General features: G+C 40.8%; 15 protein-coding genes. 8 read left to right on the top strand and 7 right to left on the bottom strand.

Annotated features, from left to right (window positions below):
- Positions 1 to 5 precede the first annotated feature (5 nt).
- The 3 genes from HWQ39_RS20185 to HWQ39_RS20195 form a co-directional block, all read right to left on the bottom strand.
- Positions 6 to 1034, bottom strand: a complete 1029-nt coding sequence (locus HWQ39_RS20185; RefSeq protein WP_292848911.1) for a D-alanine--D-alanine ligase — start codon at positions 1032 to 1034, stop codon at positions 6 to 8.
- A gap of 371 nt (positions 1035 to 1405) precedes the next feature.
- Positions 1406 to 2239: a class I SAM-dependent methyltransferase gene (locus HWQ39_RS20190; protein ID WP_292848913.1), complete on the bottom strand. Its 834-nt coding sequence runs from the start codon at positions 2237 to 2239 to the stop codon at positions 1406 to 1408.
- Between the two features lie 4 nt (positions 2240 to 2243).
- On the bottom strand, positions 2244 to 3473 hold the full coding sequence (locus HWQ39_RS20195) for a sedoheptulose 7-phosphate cyclase (RefSeq protein ID WP_292848915.1): 1230 nt from the start codon (positions 3471 to 3473) through the stop codon (positions 2244 to 2246).
- 1136 nt (positions 3474 to 4609) lie between these two features.
- On the opposite strand from HWQ39_RS20195, the gene HWQ39_RS20200 reads away from it, so the two are divergent.
- From HWQ39_RS20200 to HWQ39_RS20215, 4 genes are all read left to right on the top strand, one after another.
- Positions 4610 to 4834: a hypothetical protein gene (locus tag HWQ39_RS20200; RefSeq protein WP_292848917.1), complete on the top strand. Its 225-nt coding sequence runs from the start codon at positions 4610 to 4612 to the stop codon at positions 4832 to 4834.
- 559 nt (positions 4835 to 5393) lie between these two features.
- Complete coding sequence (locus HWQ39_RS20205) at positions 5394 to 5885, top strand: hypothetical protein (RefSeq protein WP_292848919.1); 492 nt, start codon at positions 5394 to 5396, stop codon at positions 5883 to 5885.
- Positions 5886 to 6373: 488 nt separating this feature from the next.
- Entirely contained in the window at positions 6374 to 6514 is a 141-nt protein-coding gene (locus HWQ39_RS20210) for a hypothetical protein (protein ID WP_292848921.1), read from the top strand.
- Positions 6515 to 7191: 677 nt separating this feature from the next.
- On the top strand, positions 7192 to 8295 hold the full coding sequence (locus tag HWQ39_RS20215) for a response regulator (protein ID WP_292848923.1): 1104 nt from the start codon (positions 7192 to 7194) through the stop codon (positions 8293 to 8295).
- 334 nt (positions 8296 to 8629) lie between these two features.
- Here the strand turns inward: HWQ39_RS20215 and HWQ39_RS20220 are convergent, their stop codons facing one another.
- Positions 8630 to 8950, bottom strand: a complete 321-nt coding sequence (locus HWQ39_RS20220) for a hypothetical protein (RefSeq protein ID WP_292848925.1) — start codon at positions 8948 to 8950, stop codon at positions 8630 to 8632.
- A 69-nt stretch (positions 8951 to 9019) separates the two neighbouring features.
- On the bottom strand, positions 9020 to 10282 hold the full coding sequence (locus tag HWQ39_RS20225; protein ID WP_292848927.1) for an AAA-like domain-containing protein: 1263 nt from the start codon (positions 10280 to 10282) through the stop codon (positions 9020 to 9022).
- Positions 10283 to 10543: 261 nt separating this feature from the next.
- Here HWQ39_RS20225 and HWQ39_RS20230 point away from each other — a divergent pair, with 261 nt between their 5' ends.
- Positions 10544 to 12235: an NAD-binding protein gene (locus tag HWQ39_RS20230; RefSeq protein WP_292848929.1), complete on the top strand. Its 1692-nt coding sequence runs from the start codon at positions 10544 to 10546 to the stop codon at positions 12233 to 12235.
- A 270-nt stretch (positions 12236 to 12505) separates the two neighbouring features.
- Here the strand turns inward: HWQ39_RS20230 and def are convergent, their stop codons facing one another.
- Both def and HWQ39_RS20240 read right to left on the bottom strand, forming a co-directional pair.
- Complete coding sequence (gene def / locus HWQ39_RS20235; protein ID WP_292848931.1) at positions 12506 to 13036, bottom strand: peptide deformylase; 531 nt, start codon at positions 13034 to 13036, stop codon at positions 12506 to 12508.
- A gap of 86 nt (positions 13037 to 13122) precedes the next feature.
- A complete protein-coding gene (locus tag HWQ39_RS20240; protein WP_292848933.1) occupies positions 13123 to 14385 on the bottom strand; it encodes an HhoA/HhoB/HtrA family serine endopeptidase in 1263 nt (420 codons plus the stop codon).
- 151 nt (positions 14386 to 14536) lie between these two features.
- Here HWQ39_RS20240 and dnaA point away from each other — a divergent pair, with 151 nt between their 5' ends.
- The 3 genes from dnaA (at position 14537) to HWQ39_RS20255 (ending at position 20829) form a co-directional block, all read left to right on the top strand.
- Positions 14537 to 15919: a chromosomal replication initiator protein DnaA gene (gene dnaA, locus HWQ39_RS20245; protein WP_292848935.1), complete on the top strand. Its 1383-nt coding sequence runs from the start codon at positions 14537 to 14539 to the stop codon at positions 15917 to 15919.
- Positions 15920 to 16296: 377 nt separating this feature from the next.
- Positions 16297 to 18912, top strand: a complete 2616-nt coding sequence (locus tag HWQ39_RS20250) for a PAS domain S-box protein (protein ID WP_292848937.1) — start codon at positions 16297 to 16299, stop codon at positions 18910 to 18912.
- A 63-nt stretch (positions 18913 to 18975) separates the two neighbouring features.
- Positions 18976 to 20829 (top strand): ATP-binding protein, encoded by a 1854-nt coding sequence (locus tag HWQ39_RS20255; protein WP_292848939.1) that lies wholly within the window; start codon positions 18976 to 18978, stop codon positions 20827 to 20829.
- Positions 20830 to 20846: the final 17 nt, after the last annotated feature.

The following is a 20846-nucleotide window of genomic DNA, read 5'->3' on the forward strand; positions in this document are numbered from 1 at the left end:
TGACATTAGATTATACTCAACGCTTCATTGATTGCCGTTGTAAATAACTCATTTAAAGGAATTCCCGCTGCGTTCGCCGTACAGGCAATCACCGCGTTGTGGTCAAAAATACAAAATAATCCAGCTTCTAAGAACCAAGGTTGTCCCTGTGGGTCGATCCGAAAGTCAAATAAACTATAATGGCGACAGCCCAAAGCCAAATGACACTTCTTAACTTCTTGCTGAACCTTTTGGGTGATCGGGTCATTAATATCTACAATCCAACCTGGAACATAATTTTTAGCCGTTGAAGCTAAGTCGCCCTCGATTGGGATTTTGAATTTGTCAGTATAGCTGCGGATGGGTCTGGTTTGCGGGTCTATCTGATACTCTTCAAGGGGTAAGCCGATTAGCTCCCCATCTTTGACAATGGCACCACATCTGACTTCTCGACCGGCTTCAATAAATGTTTCTACGATTACCTCCGAAGCAAATTCAAATGCTTTCTTCAAGGCAGCATCATACTCACTCTTCTCTTTGACTAAGGACACTCCTAGAGAGTTGTCGGCATTTGCGGGTTTGATGACTACTGGAGGTGTAATTGTCGGAACGTCTCCTTGGCGGAGCAATTCTCCACGAGGTACTTTCACCCCTGCTGCTGCGACAATTGCTTTAGTTCTGGCTTTGTGAGCCGTGATTGCCATCACATCTGGAGTATTGCCTATATAAGGGATCTTTAGCAAGTCGAATAGTGCCCGATAATCAGTCATTCCAGGGAGACAAAACATTTGTGGCAACATCAGGTCAATGTTTTGCGCTGTTATAAACTGTATGGCATCTGATAGAGGCATCGGTTTAGCGGCAGCAATATCTTCTGGACTGAGAGAGGAAGGAAATCGCCATTGGCGATCAAGTGTGATGTATGCAATCAGAAAGTCATAGAGCGATGGATTTGCCGTAGCTACCAGACAGCTTTGGGCGTAATTGCGTGACAACTCACAATAAAAATGATTGTATGCAGATCCAACTAAATGAAGGATACGAAGTACTGGCATGATTCATCTTCCTAAGTACCGTTATATTTTTATATAACAACTGCGATTGCAAAAAATTGCTTGAGAAGAGATGAGGAAGCAAGCGGAAATTATTCCTTTTTATATTCTTCATCCCTTTGAAGTCTAAGCCAAGGCTTAGAGGATGTTTGAAAAGTATTTGACTATGATTTTAGGCACTTGTTGATCCCCCCTAACTCACGCCAGTCGCTCATGGGGGAAACCCCCAAGACCGCGCTGGCTCCCCTTATAAAGGGGGGAACCGGAATTAAAGTCCCCCAATTGATCGGGGGATTTAGGGGGATCTAGAACGTTTTGATACCTACAATAGGACTTTTCAAACAACTTCTTAGACTTCTCTGCTCATCTGTCGATTACACAACGCGTCTAATCAGGGTTATACCATCTCGGATGGGTAACAAAACTTGCTCTACACGAGGATCGGCAGCGACAATACGGTTAAACTGAGCGATCGCTTCACCGTTGGCGGTGCGTTGTTCGGGTGGTAGATAAACTTGTCCCTGCAACAATGTGTTATCCACACAAATGAAGCCGTCGGGAGTCAGTAAGTTACTATCCAAAATGGTCTGGAAGTAATCTACATACTCTTTTTTATCCGCATCAATGAAAATCAAATCGAATACTTCATTTCTGGCAGCTAGCTTGTGCAGTGTCTCTAAGGCAGGTGCTACTTCTACAACGATTTTGTCGCCGTGGGGAGACTCACTAAAGCAAGCTTGAGCAAATTCAGCAACGTAGGGATCTACTTCGCAACCGATAAGTTGCCCATCACTTGGTAATGCTTCTGCCATTGCTAAAGCTGAATACCCTGTGAACATTCCTACTTCTAGAATGCGCTTTGCCTTGGTGATATGAACAAACATTTTCAATGTCTGTCCTTCCAGATGTCCTGAGAGCATTTCCTGCTCTAGTTGACGCACTGTTTCACCATCGCTGAAGCGTTTGCTCCAGTCTTCAATGCTTGTTTTTTGCGCTAATGCTGTCAATGCGCTCGATTCGGGGGTGGTGTAATCATCCAAGTAGGGATCTAAACCCGCCGCTAATTGAACACCCTGCCGCAAAGAATCTAATATCTCTACGGGAATGTTGTTCTCTTCTGCCAATTTGAGGGTTTGCTGTAGCTGCGCTACTAAGATACTGTGTGGCGTTATCGGCCTAGCTGTTTCTCGTCCTAAAACACTCGTCATATCTTCACACCCCCACTAGCTTGCCTTTTTGACTTTCAATGTATGCGTCAACCCCTTCTCCGCCACGAGGGTATTTAGCACAAAGATGTTTGTGTTCAGCTAGGGCTGCATCAAGTTCTTCACGAGTCAAATCGTTGGCAAAGAAGCACTCACCAATCGGAGAAGGCATAGCTGCACGTTGTTTACCATCTCGTGTCAAGCTTATAGACTGGGTAGCATCCCAGAGCAAATCCCCATCTAGTAAAGGATGATCGAGTGATAAACCGATACGACTCATCAAATCTAAGATGCGATCGCGCTCTGCTGTGGGAATATAGCCGCGTTGTGCTGCAATAGTTGCAGACAAAGCCATATCTATATTCACCGCATGACCATGATATAGGGGTATCTGAGGTGCTAATTCTAAGGTAGGACTCCAAGTGTGGCCGTAAGCGATGACGCGATCGAGGTCTATTTCATGCAAGTTAGGAGTCTCTAACTCCAACATGGTTTTGATTGCTTCATAGTTAACTTTATGAGCAATCTCTTTAATTTCCGGTGTCGCATTCACATGTCCAAAGTGAGTGGACAGCAGTTCTTCGCCATATTCGTATAGCAGTTCAAAGACTTCGGAGTTAGAAACTACAGCAATTTTCACTAACTCTGCCATCCCATTACGAACTTGAGCCGTTGGCAAGGTTTTCAAGAATGAGAAATCCAGGATCACTTTCAAAGGTGCATGATATGCTCCCAAGCGATTTTTCAACTTGCGATGATTAACTGCAACCTTAATCGCCACACCTGCATCGATCAAACCAATCAACGTGGTAGGAATGCGAATATAGTTGCTCTTGCGACGGTAAGAAGCGCAAGCAAACCCAGCTACATCAGTAACTAGACCACCACCAACAACTAATACTGGTTCTTTACGAACTAAGCCGAAGTCCGAAAAAGCGTCAACGATTTTTTCAAAGCTTGCCAGGGTTTTAGCTGGCTCTGTAATGATGATCGGAAATACTGTCAGTTCAATGTCATAGTGTCTAAAATATGACCTGATCTGATCGCCATAAAGTTCATGAACATTGGCATCAATTACAGTCAGACAGCGACCAAATTTTGCGTAGCTATCTGCAATTTCTCTGTTTTCAATATCAAATGCACCGTTCACATAGACAAGACTAAAATCGATTTTTTCGTAACCTTGTACGTGAAACGCAGTTTCGGTAGCTTCAAATGATGCTTGAACCTTATTCATTTTGTTGCCCTTATTCCAATTAAAAAGTTGTGAGATTTCGGTAATAATTGCGATTTACCCTAATGTCTGCCAGCACGCAACTATGCTTTTTATCCTTTCAGATAAAAGACAGTACAAAATTAGCTTTTTATTAAAAGCTAACGTATATTACTGACTGGTAATGTTTTTAAACAACACCATTCATTTGAGTAAATTCTGTAGACTGGTTAACCTTTAATTCGGCATAACCACAAAGAATTCAATTAGCCCCACTAGTAATATATTGCATAGTACTTACCTGCTTTTTCTGTGGGTTATTGACTTTAAATTGGGGAAATTCATCGAATTCAGATTTATTCCACTATATCTAAATATAGTGGCTTTCCAACTGTCCGATTCCGCAGAAATTCTAGCCTAGACAACTGATGGTATCGTTCCTCTCCAAGCTTCAATTTCAGGTTAGAACCCTGATTAATTGTTAGTTCGCTGTTTATTAGCATTAGTCTAAAGCCTTATATTACTAAATCTTTTACACTCTATTTATTTCAGAATGACAGTCGACTTTTAGGAAGTTCACTAAATTTCTATTAACTCCAATATGTTTATCTCTAGCAACTTTCCGATCGGTAGATTTTACAAAACTCATATCTTAGTAAACTACTCATATTATTTCTTATTGTCTATCTCCAGACTGACATTTGATATTACAGGTATGATTAATCCCGATCTTACTGTGTTTTTGCATTAGTCTTAAACCAGAAAATAGCTAAAAATACAGATGACTAACTGTATTTCATTCGGAGCATAAGTACAATAACTCTTCGTTTGAGTTAATTTAATACCCAGCGATTCATCTGCCTACCTCAGTAACTTCTGAAAATTCAGAATTTAAATATATCTGAGTTTTTGTAATGAAAATTTAACTTTTCTAAGGAACGGTTCTGTCTGTTAGAGGGTTCTCAGTTTGCTTTAATTGCCTTCTTATCGCTAAATTAACCCTTTTAAGTTACCAACCAGCAAATAATTTACTAGTTGGTAACTTAAAACTACAACACAAATCATAACATTACACTAATACAAATCATAACATCTGTAAATATATTTAAGTCAATCCACCGTGCGAGGTGTACTAAATAAGCAGGTATCTACAAAAAAGTATGCCTAAAGATAGATGCTTTATACAACAAGATGTTTTATATAATTCACAACTCAGGAGTCAGAATTCAGCAATTCTGTTAGCGCAGCCCATTCTGAATTCTGACTCCTGTTTTATTATTCTGCGGGTATGGTTCGCGGGTAGAAGATTGCGACTAATTGCCATCGATAGAAAACTACTGCCAGGATATGCGATCGCAGGTAGTACACTCTTAGAGGTTGTTTGAAAAGTGTTTTGCTGTGACTTTAGGCACTTTAGATCCCCCCTAACCCCCCTTAAAAAGGGGGGAACCGGAATCAAAGTCCCCCTTTTTAAGGGGGACTTAGGGGGATCTAAAATTTTTGATACCGACAAGAGGACTTTTCAAACATCCTCTCAGACATAATAGACATCTGGTGAAAAAGAATTGTTTTGACGTAGCAGTGCTACGTCTCTACAAGGATTCTGGATAACGCATATTTAATTTTTGGAGATATCTAATGAGACACACTGTCTTTATATCATGTCTGCGTTTAAAATAGACAATTTTACTGTCGTACTAAATGTGGGAATTTGCGAGTGCGATCGCTTAGTTACTTATGATCTAAAAAATTGAGTATTTCTAACAGACAGAATCTATTTAAATTACTTTTTATAAAATCTTAATATTTCTCAACTAAGTTTAAAAAATCTTGGGATTGAGTTCATAATTAAGTAGCGATCGCTTTGTAAAGGTTAGTTGATATTTCTTGTCAAACTGCGAGTAAAGTTGGAAACTTAAGAAATACGACACACGCAATTATTTTATGACTGCTATTTCTAACTTTGAATTCAAACGACCAATTTGGCAAACCGCAATCATATTGACTTTAGGCTTTTGGCTCAGTGCAAGTCTAGTTTTAGACTGGGTAATTATGCCTAGCCTTTATCTTTCTGGGATGATGAGCCAAGCTGGTTTTACGACAGCAGGCTATACGATTTTTTGGAACTTCAATCGTATGGAGTTATTATCTGCTGCGATCGTATTGACTGGGGCACTAGCTTTAGGAAAAACTCAATATCACTGGCGTATTGGCAGTATTGTTCTATCTGGGCTGTTGCTAACTATAGCTATGCTTGACACCTATTTCTTAACTCCGCAGATGTGCGCCATAGGAGTTCAACTCAACCTATTTGAAGCTGCTGCTGCTATTCCATCGACAATGAATTTACTGCACAGTGGTTATTGGCTACTGGAAGTAGTTAAGCTGGTAGCATGTGGTACGCTTTTAACCTGGTGCTGGCGGGAGCAAGTTTAAGTCGATAGAGAAATATAACAGTGAGAATGTCTAATTATAAATCTCACGCCAAAGACGCAAATCCCTTATTTGCGTCTTTTTGCTACATATATCTTAAGTAGATAAACAAAAATTTTTCCAGTAATTGTTGTAATTAAATAAGTATCTATAATTATCTTTTACTGTACATTTTCAGCCTTCCCGGACATCCGAACAAATAAATATTTATGACAATTTTCTGGAAGATGCTATTAATTAGTTTTCATGTTTGCTTTACTGATTTATCATGAAGTTTATACATTTCTACTAACTTTTTTTGAAAATTATAGTAACCTGAATTTTAGTGAGTACTTTGCTTGTTATCTACCATCTAGTTGAAAACAGCTATTTTGCAGGTATTTACTACCAATGAAGAATTTCGCTGTAAATTCTTGAATTTGTCACTCTAAATTGTGCAGGTGACTATTTAGCCCCAGCCCACACAACATTAGAACCCGTTTGCAGTACTTATGAAGAGATTCCCTTGTGCTGAATTGTCTGCCTGTGCATCTCACTACACACCATCATGGCGACAATTATCAGCTAACTCATCCTTGGTCGGAGGTTTACCATTCTTGTTGTGCGATAATTTTGCCCAATCCCAACATTAAGAGTTGCTCTACAATCACCAACCTAAGTAAGACATTGAGTTTTTTGAATGCTTAGTTTTTAATCATACTTTTTCTCTGGAAGGAGTTTACCTCAAGAATAAACTTCTTAAAAAAGTACCCGACCACTTTCGCCACGGCTGTAAAAACATAGTTCATCAGTGCGGACTGAATGCCTCAAAGCCTTGATTTAGCAGCATTTACCTCTGTATAATAGTATATTTTGGTCGCTTTCTATTTTAGCATTGGGAGCAACAAAAATTTTGCAAGAGAACTAAAGCATCTGTAATTTAAGGCTGCAAAATACGGATAACAATGATGCTTTTGTGACTGATGGGCGAGAGCCAATTGTCTATAGGTGGCACTTGAGCTACTGTTAGATTGGCTAGATTAGCTAAAGATACAGAAAACCAATCTAATTTTTGAAATACTATATCCTGGCAACTAGTCGGGCAATTTTGCTATTGGTCAGTAGCATAAATTGGTTTAGTTGTAATTCGCGGATTATAGCTTAACAGAGATTGGTGAATTAAGAGTTGGGGGGTGTGGAATCTCTGTACTAACTCAATTGTGACCACTATATTTATCTGATAGTGCTTCTAACAAAGTCGCAGTGAATTCCGAAAAGGTAATTCACTAATTTTGCCTGCAAATATTAATTTTATTCCAAAGCAATTCCAATGAAGACACTTCCGATTAGTAGATACAGATTTTTCCAAAAGCTTCAGCCCCTACCGTTGTTAAAAAAAATCACTGGTAAGTCTGTAACTGGTTGTTTGCAGGTGTTTAGTACATCAGGCTCTTGGTCAATATATGTGGACGAGGGTAAACTAATTTATGCCTGCTACTCAGAGAAAATGTTTGAGCCGCTTTACAGAAATTTGCAGTGTTTGAGTCAGGAAATTTCTACTCTCCCTGACGGAATCAAAGACCAGTTGCGGGCAATATTTGAAACTGGTATTGAAAATCAGGCAATACCGAATCCAGATTATCTAGCTATTTGTTGGTTAGTCAATCAGAAATATATCAGTCCTTCTCAAGCAGCAATGCTGATAGAGCAATTGGCGCTAGAAGTTCTGGAGTCATTTCTGAACTTAGAAGAGGGGAGTTATGAATTTATTTCTGAAAGCTTTCTGGATGATATGCCAAAGTTTTGTCATCTAAATCTCCGCTTACTAGTTGAACAATGTCTAACACCCCAAAGCTTTGAACAAGACTCTCGTAGAGAAGTAGCTTATCGTCAAACCTCACCAAGTTCTCAATCACACCCCTCACAATTTTTCCAAATAAATGAGCTACAATCAAAAGCCAAAACTACACCAAAATTGCCTGAAATAAACAGCTATAAACCAGCAGCCTACTCTGTTAGGAGTAATGAATATAGGGGTCAGCAAATTATTCAACCGCCTGTTGACAAAAAAATCTACACAATCTTTTGTATTGATGACAATCCTACAGTCTTGAATGCTGTTAAAAGTTATTTAGATGAGCAAACATTTTCTGTTATGGGAGTTACCGATTCTTTAAAAGCTTTAATGCAGATTGTCCGTATAAAACCCGACATAATTTTGTTGGATATTTCGATGCCTAATTTAGATGGATATGAACTCTGCTCTTTACTGCGTAAACACTCACATTTTAAGAATACACCTGTGATTATGGTGTCAGAAAAAGTAGGATTTATAGATAGAGCTAAAGCTAAGATAGTTAGAGCATCAGGCTATTTAACTAAGCCTTTTACAGAAGGAGATTTACTAAAAGTAATTTTTCAACATATTGTTTAATTTCCTATGATGAAAACCAACTCTACTTAAATAACCTATTATTTTGGAGATTTAAGGTTGAGTATTATCTGGATTGCTACCATTTTATTTATAGAAGATTGTCTGAGTGAATTTAAATTAATTAGTCATTATCTTACAGATTGGGATTACAATTTTATCAAGACAGATAGTTCTAAAGAAGCTCTAAAAATAATCTTAGAAGAAACTGCCGGCTACGATTGTTACTAATGAAGATATTACCATAAAGAATGTTTCAATCATTACAATAGCGATCGCACCCCTCTTGTTTAGGATTTTACAATGCTTTATCCTACCTGTAGGGATAATTCATGAATTACCCTTTCCGTCTAGCTTGGATTGCTTGTACCAGTGCATCTAAGCGTTGATTAGAATTAAAACTACCATTGGAAGCAGCTGCGATCGCCCGTACCTCACTCAATGATGCTTGTCGATTGGCATAGAGTGTTGCGATCCCCAAAACAATAGCTGCTACTAGAGCTACACTTACCCCTATTAGTAATCGTTGCTGATGGCGGACGCTCTTTTGTTCACTTGCCAATCGCGCCTCAGTTTCTTTAAGCCGTTCTCCTTCTAATTTTTGTTGGAATTCTCGACGTTCCAAGTCTTGGCTAGCTGCTAAAAATCGATAGTCCAAATCGCTGAGACTTTTACGCTGAGTCTAATCCAATACCTCTTGTAAGGCATTTCCCCTTAGCAGGCGTGACTAATCTTGAAAATCCGATGCTACCCAAGCATTGAATGGCAGTGAGTAAGGGCGCAAATTGTCTAACTGTCTTAACACCCATTCTGAATTGAAAATACTGCGGTAGATCGGATTTTTAATTCTGAGATAGCCATTGTATTTCTCAACCAATCCCGATAGTAAAAGCTCCGTCTGTTCTCGACTATCATCGGTAGGTATGGGAGATATCGGAGGTAGAGGTAAGGAGTCGCTAATGTCTTTATTGTTTGCGTCCCCCCTGTCCTCGATTTCCTCTGCTTGCAATACCTGCTGATAAAGACTTAACAACCGTCCGGCTTGTTGTTGGTTGAAAAGTAAGCGATCGCGAATAGTGCGGAGGTGTTCTGGTTCATCTTGTGATTCCCAGTGTTGAATAATGTGCGATCGCACCAATTCTTCTACCCAATACGCCTCAGTTTTTGGCGATAAAACAATTTTTTGATCTGATGACTTTGATGCACTTTGCAGAACTAACTGACAGAGTTTTTGAGTCAGAAACGGTTGTCCCCCTGTCCAGTAGATTACCTCTTGTAGCACAACTTCTGGTTGGCTAATTGCTTCCTTTAACCCATTTAGCAATGGGCTAGCTTCATGCAATCGAAAACCGTATAACTCTATAGCCGTCCCAATATTAAAAGGTGTCCGGCGTTTGTCAGCAATTAAGTCAGATGGACTGACTACTCCAAACAATGCAAATCCCAAGCGTTGAAAATTCGGATCGTGTGCTTGCTGATTGTAGCAATGACGAATCCAGGCAAAAAAGTCATTGACCGGAAAATTCAAACTCAGTAAACTATCAATCTCATCAATGAAAATGAAAATGCCTTTGGCTTTGTCGTCTGTTTCACCATCGCCCTTGACATTTGGCAGCAACACTTCTTCAACAAACTGGTGTAGTTTTTGTATAGGAGAAAGACCTGCTTGTATATCCCACCATTGCTTAAAGTTGACGTGTTCCGCCAGATTTAACCCGTAGAACATGCTAACAATGATTCCTTTATACCATTGTGCTGATGTGGTATCGTCGCTACCCAATTGAGTCACATCTAGGTAAACACATTTATAGCCTTCTGACTTGAGACGATGACTTATTCGCTGTAATAGGGATGACTTACCCATTTGGCGAGAGTTAAAGACATAGCAAAAATCACCATTTTTTAGACTGGTATAAAGCTTTTCGTCTGCCTGACGCACAACATAAGTGGGATCGTCACTGTGGAGGCTACCGCCAACTTGGTATCTCATGCAAAAGTGTGATTAGAAAAAAAAGAAGATATAAAAACGATAATTGAAGAATTCAGAATTCAGAATTCAGAATTTTGTTTAGGGAGACAAAAAGAAAAATTAAAACCTTTTACTCTTATCTTTATACCTTTATACTCCCTGCCCCCAGTCCCTTTTTCAAGCAATCGTGTTGTCAGCTACAGTTATATTCTAGGAAAGTAGGCAACAATATTCGTGAATAACTAGAAATGCAGCCCTACCTATAAAAGATGCTGCCGTTTCATGAAACCCCGAATTATTGTTTGTGGCTTAGGACGTACCGGATATAAAACCTTTCGTCTGCTGAGACATCAGGGAGCCTTCGTTGTTGGTATTCATCATCAATCTATCCCTGGCGAAACGGCAGGAGATGTGATTGTTGGCGATTTACAAGCAGCTTCTACCCTAACAGCAGCAGGAATACAACAGGCACATACTATAGTAATCGCTGGATCTAAAGATGCTTTGAATTTGTCTATTATGATGCAGGCGCGGGTGCTGAATCCCCAGATTCGGATTATCAACCGTTTTTATAATACAAATTTAGGAGAGCGCTTAGATCAAAGTTTGCCAGACCATTTGAGTATGAGTGTTGTAGGATTAGCAGCACCCGTATTCACCTTTGCAGCAATGGGAAACCGAGCGATCGGACAAATCAAATTATTTCAGCAAAATTGGCCAATTCACGAAGAATACATTGATGAAAATCACTTCTGGAAGGGTCGAAAGCTGAGTGAATTGTGGGAAGACCGATCGCGAATGCTAATTTATTACTTGCCAGTCAAAGGCGAGATGGATTTAGTGTCAGCTGTCATCTCTGGACAAGAAATCCAAGTAGGCGATCGCATAATTATAGGCACTCAACCCCGCATCCGTTCTCCCCGGCGATCGTTGATTAGAAAACTGCTGAAAGTTATGACTAATTTTAAGCAGTTTCAAGAACACGGGCGATCGGTAGTGCTGGGTGCGATTGCACTATTGGCGGTGATTGCGATCGCTACATTCACCTATATGTCGGCTGAGTTGAGTTTGTCTCCTGTCGATGCTCTATATTTTTCTGTAGGCATGATTACTGGAGCAGGTGGTAATGACAAAGTAGTAGAAAATGCTCCTAACAGTATTAAGTTATTTACTGTTGTGATGATGCTGGTTGGAGCAGTGGTGATTGGTATTTGGTATGCCATGCTCACCGATTTTGTCTTAGGAAGCCGCTTTAAGCAATTTTGGGATGCAGCCCGAATTCCCCAGCGATCGCACTACATTGTCTGTGGCTTGAGTGGCATTGGCGTGAGAATTGTCCAGCAACTCCACGCCAGCGGACATGAAGTTGTAGTAGTTGAACCCGACTCCAACAGTAAATATATCAATACCGCCCGCGAACTCGGTATCCCTGTCATTCAGGGCGATGCTAGCTTTCGCACAATACTCAAAGCCAGCAATATAGACTCTGCCGCCGCAGTGCTGGCTGTTACTAGTAATGATGCTACCAATCTAGAAATTGCCCTCAAAGCCAAAGGTTTGACACCCAGCATTCCGGTGATTGTTCATTATGCCGATCCCGATTTTGCTGGCATAGCGCAACAGCTATTTGGCTTCGAGGCCGTACTGAGTCCGGCTGAACTAGCAGCCCCAGCTTTTGCCGCTGCCGCACTAGGGGGACGCATCCTCGGCAATGGCATCACAGCAGATAGTCTTTGGGTGGCTTTTGCCACTGTGATTACAGCTTCACATGCCTTTTGTGGTCAGTGGGTGAAAGATGTAGCCATGTCTGCTGACTGTGTACCTTTGTACGTAGAAACTAATCATCAAACTCTTCATGGCTGGGATTTGTTAGAAACAAATCTCAGTGATGGTGATGTTCTATATATGACTATGCCAGCAACGCGGCTATATCAATTGTGGCGAGACGAGCGAGTTTGTGAATCACACGCTTAAATACAGCAGGGAATAGGAAACAGGGTTGAAAGTCTCTTGGTATATGACTTTTTATGCAGTTTTGTACCTCATTTAAGGTGAGTTCGACGAACCTCTCCCTGCCTTGAACTTTAGTTCAAGTCTGTCCCTCTCCGACTCGGAGAGAGACGGTTTTGCGTAGTAAAACCAGGGAGAGGTTTTTTGATTGAGCAAATTGGGTAGATATTATATGAGCAATCGAATTCACGTTTATTTAATCCACGTTCCTTATTGACCACTCACCACTCCCATTTATTTGTTAACTACTCGTTGTTGATATTCTTGCTCAGTAATCATATCGAGAGTGTTCTCTAGGCGATCTACAAATACGATCCCATCGAGATGATCGTACTCGTGTTGAAAAATCCGAGCGATAAAATCGGTTAATTCTTGCTTTTGTAAATTGCCTTGAGAGTCAGTGTATTCCACCTCAATAGATTTATACCGAGGAACTAACCCCCTAATTCCTGGAACACTTAAACAACCTTCCCAATCTTTGACAACTTCAGTTGAATGGGCAGTTATTTTGGGATTAATCATGGCAGTAGGTTCCATTTCCGGGGCGTTGGGATACCTAGCGTTAGGACGGGAAGCCACGATAAACAAACGATAGGATTGTGCTACTTGAGGCGCAGCAATTCCCACACCGTTAGCCTTGGCCACAGTGGCGATTAAGTCTTCAATTAGTTTTTGGATTTGCTCATCTTGAATATTCTCAACCCAAGCCGCTTTTTGGCGTAATGTTGGATTTCCTAATTGAATTATTGGCGCTAATTCAGTCATGATAAAACTCCTTTAAGTAATGGGGATTGGGGACTGGGCTAATTACAAATGACTAATGACTAATGACTAATGACTAATGACAAACATCATCCTTCACGTCTCACAGGCAAAGCAGCAGGTTGGACTCCTACTTGGACAATTTGGCCATTGCGTTCTACTTCTATTGGTAATTTAGTACCGATTTTGCTCTTTTCTACTAGCTTTTGTACTTCTTCAATTTTAGTCACAGGCTGGCTGTTAATGCTTTTGATTACATCACCAACTCGTAGTCCAGCTATAGATGCAGGCGATCGCGGCACAATCTCAACCAGCAAAACGCCGTCATCTGCTGTAAGATTTAAGCGATCGCCCGCGACATTTTTGATTCTTTCTTTATTTTCTGGTGTCAATGTTACCATCTGAACACCCAAATAAGGATGATCCACCTTGCCTGTAGCGATTAATTCTTGGGCAATTCTTTGCACAGTATTAATGGGGATAGCAAATCCCAAACCTTGAGCGCCTCGAATAATCGCTGTGTTCATCGCAATCACTTGACCACGAGCATTGAGCAATGGGCCACCAGAATTACCAGGGTTAATCGCTGCATCCGTTTGGATGTAATCAACTCGCTTGTCACTAGCACCGATATCGCTACTAGAACGACCCGTAGCACTAATAATTCCAGAAGTGACGGTATTATTCAAGCCTAATGGATTACCGATGGCAATTACAGCCTCTCCTGGTTGCAAAGCATCGGAGTTACCCACAGATAAAGTTGGCAGATTATTCGCATCAATTTTAATCGTAGCCACATCCGTTACCGGATCTTCACCCAAAACTTTACCATCAAAAGTCCGGCCATCTTTAAGTATGACAGTCACTCTATCAGCACCGTCTACTACATGGGAATTGGTGACAATTTGACCTGAAGAATTAATAATAAATCCAGAGCCACTACCCCGTTCTACGCGTTGTCTAGTCTGTGGGGTTCCCTCTCCAAAAAACCGCCGGAAAAATGGGTCGTTGTTAAATTCGTCTGGTACGCGAGAAGTGATTGTTCGAGAAGAATCAATGCGAACTACCGCAGGCCCCACCTGTTGCACTACTTTCACTACAAAATTAGGATCTCCAGATGAAGAGAAAATTGGCGGGGGGACAATTGCCGGATTGGGTTCTATTGTCTTTTGGGCTTGAGTCTGGTTTTGTTGAGCCTCAATTGTCTTAGCAGGTAGAAGAGAGCAGCTCCCCAGTAACACCACTGCTACCCCGGATGAGAGCATTCCCAGAATATTATTTACCCCCCATCTGTGGGGCAAAGACCTGGTGTTTATCTTTTTGGGCGCTGAGTGATGATTTGTTGTCTTCATGTGTCGTTGCTTCTCCCTTGTCAGTCAGTGGGTGTTAGGATCTTGCCTACTGGGTATGTCCCAAAATGATTACAACTTAAAAGCTTATTTTAGGTCTAGCGTGTCTCAATGCTAAATTGATGCTCTCTCTTCTATTGTGACGTGGTGGATAATGGAAATTCCCATAGAAAGTCTGTGGAGTCAGGTACTAGAGCGCCTAAAGCTTGAATTATCCCGACCTACCTTTGAAACTTGGATCAAAACTGCTAGTGCAGAGCGATTAGAAAATAATTGCTTGGTTATTCGCACTCCTAACCCATTTGCTCGTAATTGGTTGCAGAAGTATTACATCAATACCATTGCTCATGTAGTACAAGATATTCTCGGTCATCCGGTAGGAATTTACATTACTGTTGCTCAAGGTGATGAAGTTTCTCATTTTAGTGAACGAGAGGTTTCTTGGGAATCACCAAATCCCAAGACTATTTCTGAAGTTGTTCCTAATCACAATCATAAAACTACTGAATTAAACTCAAAATATGTCTTTTCAAGATTTGTAGTTGGTGCTAACAATCGGATGGCTCACGCAGCTTCTTTGGCAGTTGCAGAATCTCCAGGGAAAGAGTTTAATCCTTTGTTTTTATGCGGTGGCGTCGGTTTGGGCAAAACTCATCTCATGCAGGCTATTGGTCATTATCGCTGGGAAATTTGTCCTGATTGTAAAATATTTTATGTTTCTACTGAGCAGTTTACTAATGATTTAATTACAGCGATTCGGAAGGATAGTATGCAGAGTTTCCGAGAGCATTACCGAGCCGCCGATCTTTTATTAGTTGATGATATTCAGTTTTTAGAAGGAAAAGAATACACTCAAGAAGAATTTTTTTATACTTTTAATACTTTACATGAAGCTGGAAAACAAGTTGTCATTGCTTCTGATCGTCCTCCTAACCAGATTCCTAGTTTACAAGAACGTCTTTGTTCTCGGTTTTCTATGGGGTTAATCGCGGATATCCAAAAGCCGGATTTAGAAACGAGAATGGCAATTTTGCAGAAAAAAGCTGAAGATGAAAATATTCTGCTTCCCCGCGATGTGATTGAGTATATCGCTTCTAACTATACTTCTAATATTCGAGAATTAGAAGGAGCTTTAATTCGGGCGGTGGCTTATATTTCTATTTGGGGCTTACCGATGACGGTAGAAAATATTACACCAGTTTTAGAACCGCCTAATGAAAAAATGGCAGCTACCCCAGAAGCTATTTTAAAGGTTGTAGCGGATAATTTTGATGTTTTAATAGACGACCTCAAAGGTAACTCACGCCGAAGAGAGATTAGCTGGGCGCGTCAAATAGGGATGTATTTAATGCGTCAACATACATCCTTGAGTTTGCCGAGAATTGGCGAGGAATTTGGTGGTAAAGACCATACAACGGTGATTTACAGTTGTGATAAAATTACCCAACTTCACCAGAGCGATCGCACTCTAGCACAAACCCTACGTCAACTGAGCGATCGCATCAATATCACTAGCCGTTCGCAAAAACCATCATAAAAATAGATGAAGTTTTCCACAACCCGTACTCTGAATCATTTGTGTAGATGGCTTAAGAATTAGTCAAGAATATTAAGTAACGTATAAAAATTGATTAAATTTAACTGAAATTGTGGAAAAAACTGTGGAAAACTTAGTATTTTCTTGATTAAAATTAATTAAGTATAATTACCTTGTGGAAAAATATCAGAGTTTTTCCACAAGTTTTCCACAGATATAAAGCAACTTGCCTAACGACTTCAACTGAACTGATTCTAACCCTGACAAATGGTTCACCCGATTGGGTGTATGCGATCGCAACATCCAGAACTACTCTGAAAGTAGAGCCACTTTTTTTTGCTGTTAGTGATCGTGCCGACAGCTAAAAAACTTTCACAATGGCTATGATTACCTTGAATATTATGCCAATTGCTTATATATCAAAGGGTCTAAGAGTGGATGAAACTGTAAAATCACCGCATAAAGCAGATTTTTCACCAGAGAAGATCACTCTCTTGGAAACAACTGCTGCCAATTTACCGGGGATAATTTTTCAAATTCTGCAACGGCAGGATGGTTCTATATTTATCCCTTATATTAGTTCTGGTTGTAAATATTTGTATGAATTAGAACCAGAAGCTATACAGGCAGACTATCAGGTGCTATATAAACTGATTCATCCACAGGATATACAAGCTTTTGTAGAATCTATTACTGTTTGTCGCACCACTGGTAAACCTTGGTATTGGGAAGGTCGAATCATTACGCCTAGTAGGAAACTTAAATGGATTCAAGTTACTTCGCAACCCGTGCTACAAGAAGCAGGCAATTTGCTTTGGAATGGCTTAGTTATGGATATTACAGAGCAAAAACAAGCCCAAGAAAAATTGCAAGCGAGTGAGGCACGCTATCAAGCCATTTTAGATGCTATCCCTGATTTGATGTTTCGTATCAGCCGTGATGGCGAGTATCTAGATTTGAAAAGTGAGGGAGCAAATGTCACTCTTTCGCGAGAAGAAATAGTTGGCAAACATTTGGAAGAGTTATTGCCTAGTGATGTTGTAGCCATTAGCCAAGTAGCGATCGCTAAAACTTTAGATTCTGGAACGTTACAAACTTGTGAATATAAACTACCAACGCCTTTGGGAATCAGAGATTATGAGGCGCGGTTGGTAGTAAGTGGTCAAGATGAGGTACTAGCAATTGTCCGGGATATCACAGATCGGAAACAAGGAGAAGTCGCTTTACAAAATCTTGCCCAAAAATTTGCCAAAGCTTTTAGTTGTAGCCCCGATTCAATTACCATTAGCACGCTCCAAGAAGGACGTTTCATCGAAGTTAACGACAGTTTTGTAGAACTCTCAGGCTATGAACGAGATGAGGCGATTGGTAAAACTGCTTTTGAGTTAAATCTTTGGGTACACGATTGCAATCGCCTGAATTTAGTGCAGGAGTTGCAAACTACAGGAGTGGCTCGGAACTTGGAAGTCGAATTTCGGCAAAAGTCCGGCGAGATAATTACAGCAATACTTTCAGCCGAAGTCATTGATTTAAATGGCATTTCCTGCATTTTAGCAGTGCATCACGATATTACAGAACGCAAACAAGTAGAAGCACAATTACGCCTTTGTGCCCAACGCGATCGCTTGTTGGCAGAAACCCTAGTACGAATTCGCTCTTCCCTTAATTTAGAAGAAATTCTCCAAACCACCGTCACGGAAGTTAGGCAATTTCTGCAAGCCGATCGAGTTTTCATTGGTTTAAACAATGCCAACTTGGGAATCAGAACTCTTGCCGAATCAGTAGATCCCAAGTATCCATCAGTTTCAGGTTGGTCTACTAATGACGAAGCTTATCTACAAGAATTGCGAAACTTACTAAAAGATAATTTTGTGCGTGTCGTTGAAGACATGACGCAAATAACTATATCTCCAAAAGTCAAAGCACACTGCGAGAAATTCCAAACGAAAGCTAGTCTGGCTATACCAATTATGCTAAATGACGAATTATTTGGGGCCTTAATTGCCAATCAATGCTCCGGTTCGCGTCATTGGCAGCCAATAGAAATTGATTTGTTACAGCAGATGTCAGAACAGGTAGCGATCGCCATTCACCAAAGCCAGATATACCAAAAATTAGCAGAACTCAATACTAATTTAGAACACCAAGTAGAAGAACGAACAGCACAATTGCAACAGAAAATGCAAGAAGTTGAAAACTTGCATCGCGTCAAAGATGTTGTTTTGCATACGGTTGCCCACGATTTACGAACTTCGGTAATGGGTAACTTGATGGTGTTAAAGAATTTGTTAAATCAGGGAGTGGGGAGTGGGGAGCAGGGAGCAGGGGGCAGGGAGCAGGGGGAAAATTCCTCTCCTCTGCCCCCCGCACCCCGCCCCTCTGCCTCTTTCCAATCCCCAATCCCAATATCTCGCTCAATTATCGAGCGGATGATTCAAGGGAACGATCGCCAACTAACAATGATTAACTCATTGCTAGAAATTAATTCTTGTGAAAAACAGGGTATTGAAATTAAACACGAACCTGTGCAACTTAGCACCCTACTAGGAGGAACATTTGCCCAGTTGGAACCAATGCTGACACAAAATCAAGCGACTCTGAAGAACTTGGTTCCTGCCGATTTACCCTTAGTAATGGGAGACGGGACTAAGTTGCAGAAAGTTTTGGTAAATTTAATCACACATAGCTTGCACAATAATCCACCAGGATTAAACTTTACCCTCAGTGCCACCGTTGAGGCGGGAATGATTCGCACTCAGATTCAAGATGACGGTGTAGTAATGAGTAAACTAGAGTGCGATCGCCTTTTCGATCTCCATGTTCGCGATCCCCAAGACTGTTGCTCTACAAGCATTGGCTTAAAAATGTATCTTTGTCGGAAAGTTATTAAGGCGCATGGCGGCAACATTGGTGTTATTAGTAACCGCAAGCGTGGGTTAACTTTTTGGTTTACACTACCTTTAGCAACTTCATCTGCAACAATTCACCCATAAATCACCAAAAAATGAGAGGGTGTTAATTATGGCAATGTTGAGTAAGGGAAACACCCTCAAGGTATGGGCAAAGTTGCTCGGATGCTAATGGCTACTCCATTTAGAACAGTACAAAGCTGGTGGAAAAAAACCTTTTCTGCACCAACAACAGATCAAATTACTACTCTTTACAAAGCTTGGCGTAACCGTTTCTTGTGGCAGAGATTACGTTTATGGTTATGGCTGGCGCTGATTTGTCTGTTGTCTTTTACTTTGCGAGATATTTACAGCTTATTTTTTCCGATTGCGGAGTTGCAACAGCTGCCAGAAGTACTTACAACTCACCGCCTTGTAATCAATATTGCAATGCTGGTGAGTATATTGATCTGCTTGGCTTTACATAAAACTAAGTTAGGTCGTCGTCATCCAGATTTATTATTTTTGGGGTCTTCTTGGTCAATTAGTTTAGCATCGCAATTATTTGCAACTCTTAGAGGTTTTGCGCTACCCGATACCATCGGTTGGTCGCTGCTGTTTTTGAGCCAAGCTGTGTTGATGCCCGTCTCCTGGATTCTTCACTTGCTGACTCAACTGAGTGTGCTGGTTTACTATTTTGGGGTGAATACGGCACTTGGGCTAAAAACACCAATCCCCGAACATCCAGAAATATATAATGTCACGTTCATTTTATACATTTTTTGGTTTTGTACTATATGTGACATGGGTGTTTATCTGTACGATCGCCTGCAATGTTCTGAGTTTTACGCCCGTCAAGAATTAGAATCTGCCTATCAAAAACTCAAGGTTGCAGAGGCTAAATATCGCAGCATTTTTGAAAACGCCGTTGAAGGGATTTTTCAAAGCAGTCCCAATGGTCGTTACATTACGGCAAATCCTGCTTTAGCACGTATTTATGGTTATTCCTTACCGGACGAAGTGACAGCAAATTTTACGGATATTGAGCAATTGTACGTCGATCCGAACCGCCGGGCAGAATTTGTGCGCCTGATGGAAAAGTATGGCAGCGTTTCGGAATTTGAGTCCCAAATTTATCGTCGAGACGGGAGTATTGTCTGGATTTCAGAAAAAGCCTACGTAGTGCGTGACGAACAGGGAAAACTGCTTTACTACGAAGGTTTGATTGAAGACATTACCCAGCGTAAGCAAACTGAAGAAGAACTAAGAGTATTTTTCCATGCCGTTTCCCACGACTTACGCAACCCAGTGCTGGGTACTTTAATGGTATTGAAGAATTTACTTAATCAGACAGTAGGGACTGGGGAGCAGGGAGCAGGGGGCAGGGAGCAGGGGGAAAATACCTCTCCTCTGCCCCCCGCACCCCGCCCCTCTGCCTCTTCCCAATCTCCAATCCCCGTTTCACGCTCAATTTTAGAGCGGATGATTCAAAGTAGCGATCGCCAACTGAACTTAATTAATTCGTTGATGGAAACTCATGTTAGCGAGGTGCAGGGTGTTGTTTTGCAACATCAATCAGTACAATTACTGTCAGTTGTCAAAGCTGCGATCGCTGATTTAGAGCCATTACTAGCACAAAATCAAGCCAAGCTGACAAATCTGGTATCCGCAGATTTGCCTTTGGTGAATGCCGATCCCACGCAACTATGGCGAGTTTTTTCTAACTTAATTGTCAATGCATTGAAACATAATCCCCCTGGATTGCTCTTGACAATCAATGCTACCCGTAAGGATGACATGATTTACTGTACTGTCAGTGATAACGGTGTAGGAATTAGTAAACAACAAAGCGATCGGCTTTTTGACCTTTACTTTCGGGGTGCAAGTATCGGCAATTCTGTAGGTTTGGGATTAGGGTTGTATCTGTGTAAGCAAATTATCCATGCTCACGGCGGTGAAATTGGTGTCAACAGTGCATTGAATGCAGGAGCAACATTCTGGTTTACCTTACCTCTTAGCTGAGTGAAGTAGTAGTTTCA

The sequence above is a fragment of the Nostoc sp. NMS8 genome, assembly GCF_017115045.1.
Lineage (GTDB): Bacteria > Cyanobacteriota > Cyanobacteriia > Cyanobacteriales > Nostocaceae > Nostoc.

What these genes read in the sequence shown, in the direction of transcription:
- HWQ39_RS20190 (WP_292848913.1), bottom strand. Translation starts at nt 2,239, where the DNA reads ATGACGAGTGTTTTAGGACGAGAAACAGCTAGGCCGATAACGCCACAC.
- HWQ39_RS20195 (WP_292848915.1), bottom strand. Translation starts at nt 3,473, where the DNA reads ATGAATAAGGTTCAAGCATCATTTGAAGCTACCGAAACTGCGTTTCAC.
- HWQ39_RS20240 (WP_292848933.1), bottom strand. Translation starts at nt 14,385, where the DNA reads ATGAAGACAACAAATCATCACTCAGCGCCCAAAAAGATAAACACCAGG.
- dnaA (WP_292848935.1), top strand. Translation starts at nt 14,537, where the DNA reads ATGGAAATTCCCATAGAAAGTCTGTGGAGTCAGGTACTAGAGCGCCTA.
- HWQ39_RS20210 (WP_292848921.1), top strand. Translation starts at nt 6,374, where the DNA reads ATGAAGAGATTCCCTTGTGCTGAATTGTCTGCCTGTGCATCTCACTAC.
- HWQ39_RS20200 (WP_292848917.1), top strand. Translation starts at nt 4,610, where the DNA reads ATGCCTAAAGATAGATGCTTTATACAACAAGATGTTTTATATAATTCA.
- HWQ39_RS20225 (WP_292848927.1), bottom strand. Translation starts at nt 10,282, where the DNA reads ATGAGATACCAAGTTGGCGGTAGCCTCCACAGTGACGATCCCACTTAT.
- HWQ39_RS20215 (WP_292848923.1), top strand. Translation starts at nt 7,192, where the DNA reads ATGAAGACACTTCCGATTAGTAGATACAGATTTTTCCAAAAGCTTCAG.
- HWQ39_RS20255 (WP_292848939.1), top strand. Translation starts at nt 18,976, where the DNA reads ATGGGCAAAGTTGCTCGGATGCTAATGGCTACTCCATTTAGAACAGTA.
- HWQ39_RS20185 (WP_292848911.1), bottom strand. Translation starts at nt 1,034, where the DNA reads ATGCCAGTACTTCGTATCCTTCATTTAGTTGGATCTGCATACAATCAT.
- HWQ39_RS20250 (WP_292848937.1), top strand. Translation starts at nt 16,297, where the DNA reads ATGGCTATGATTACCTTGAATATTATGCCAATTGCTTATATATCAAAG.
- HWQ39_RS20230 (WP_292848929.1), top strand. Translation starts at nt 10,544, where the DNA reads ATGAAACCCCGAATTATTGTTTGTGGCTTAGGACGTACCGGATATAAA.
- def (WP_292848931.1), bottom strand. Translation starts at nt 13,036, where the DNA reads ATGACTGAATTAGCGCCAATAATTCAATTAGGAAATCCAACATTACGC.
- HWQ39_RS20205 (WP_292848919.1), top strand. Translation starts at nt 5,394, where the DNA reads ATGACTGCTATTTCTAACTTTGAATTCAAACGACCAATTTGGCAAACC.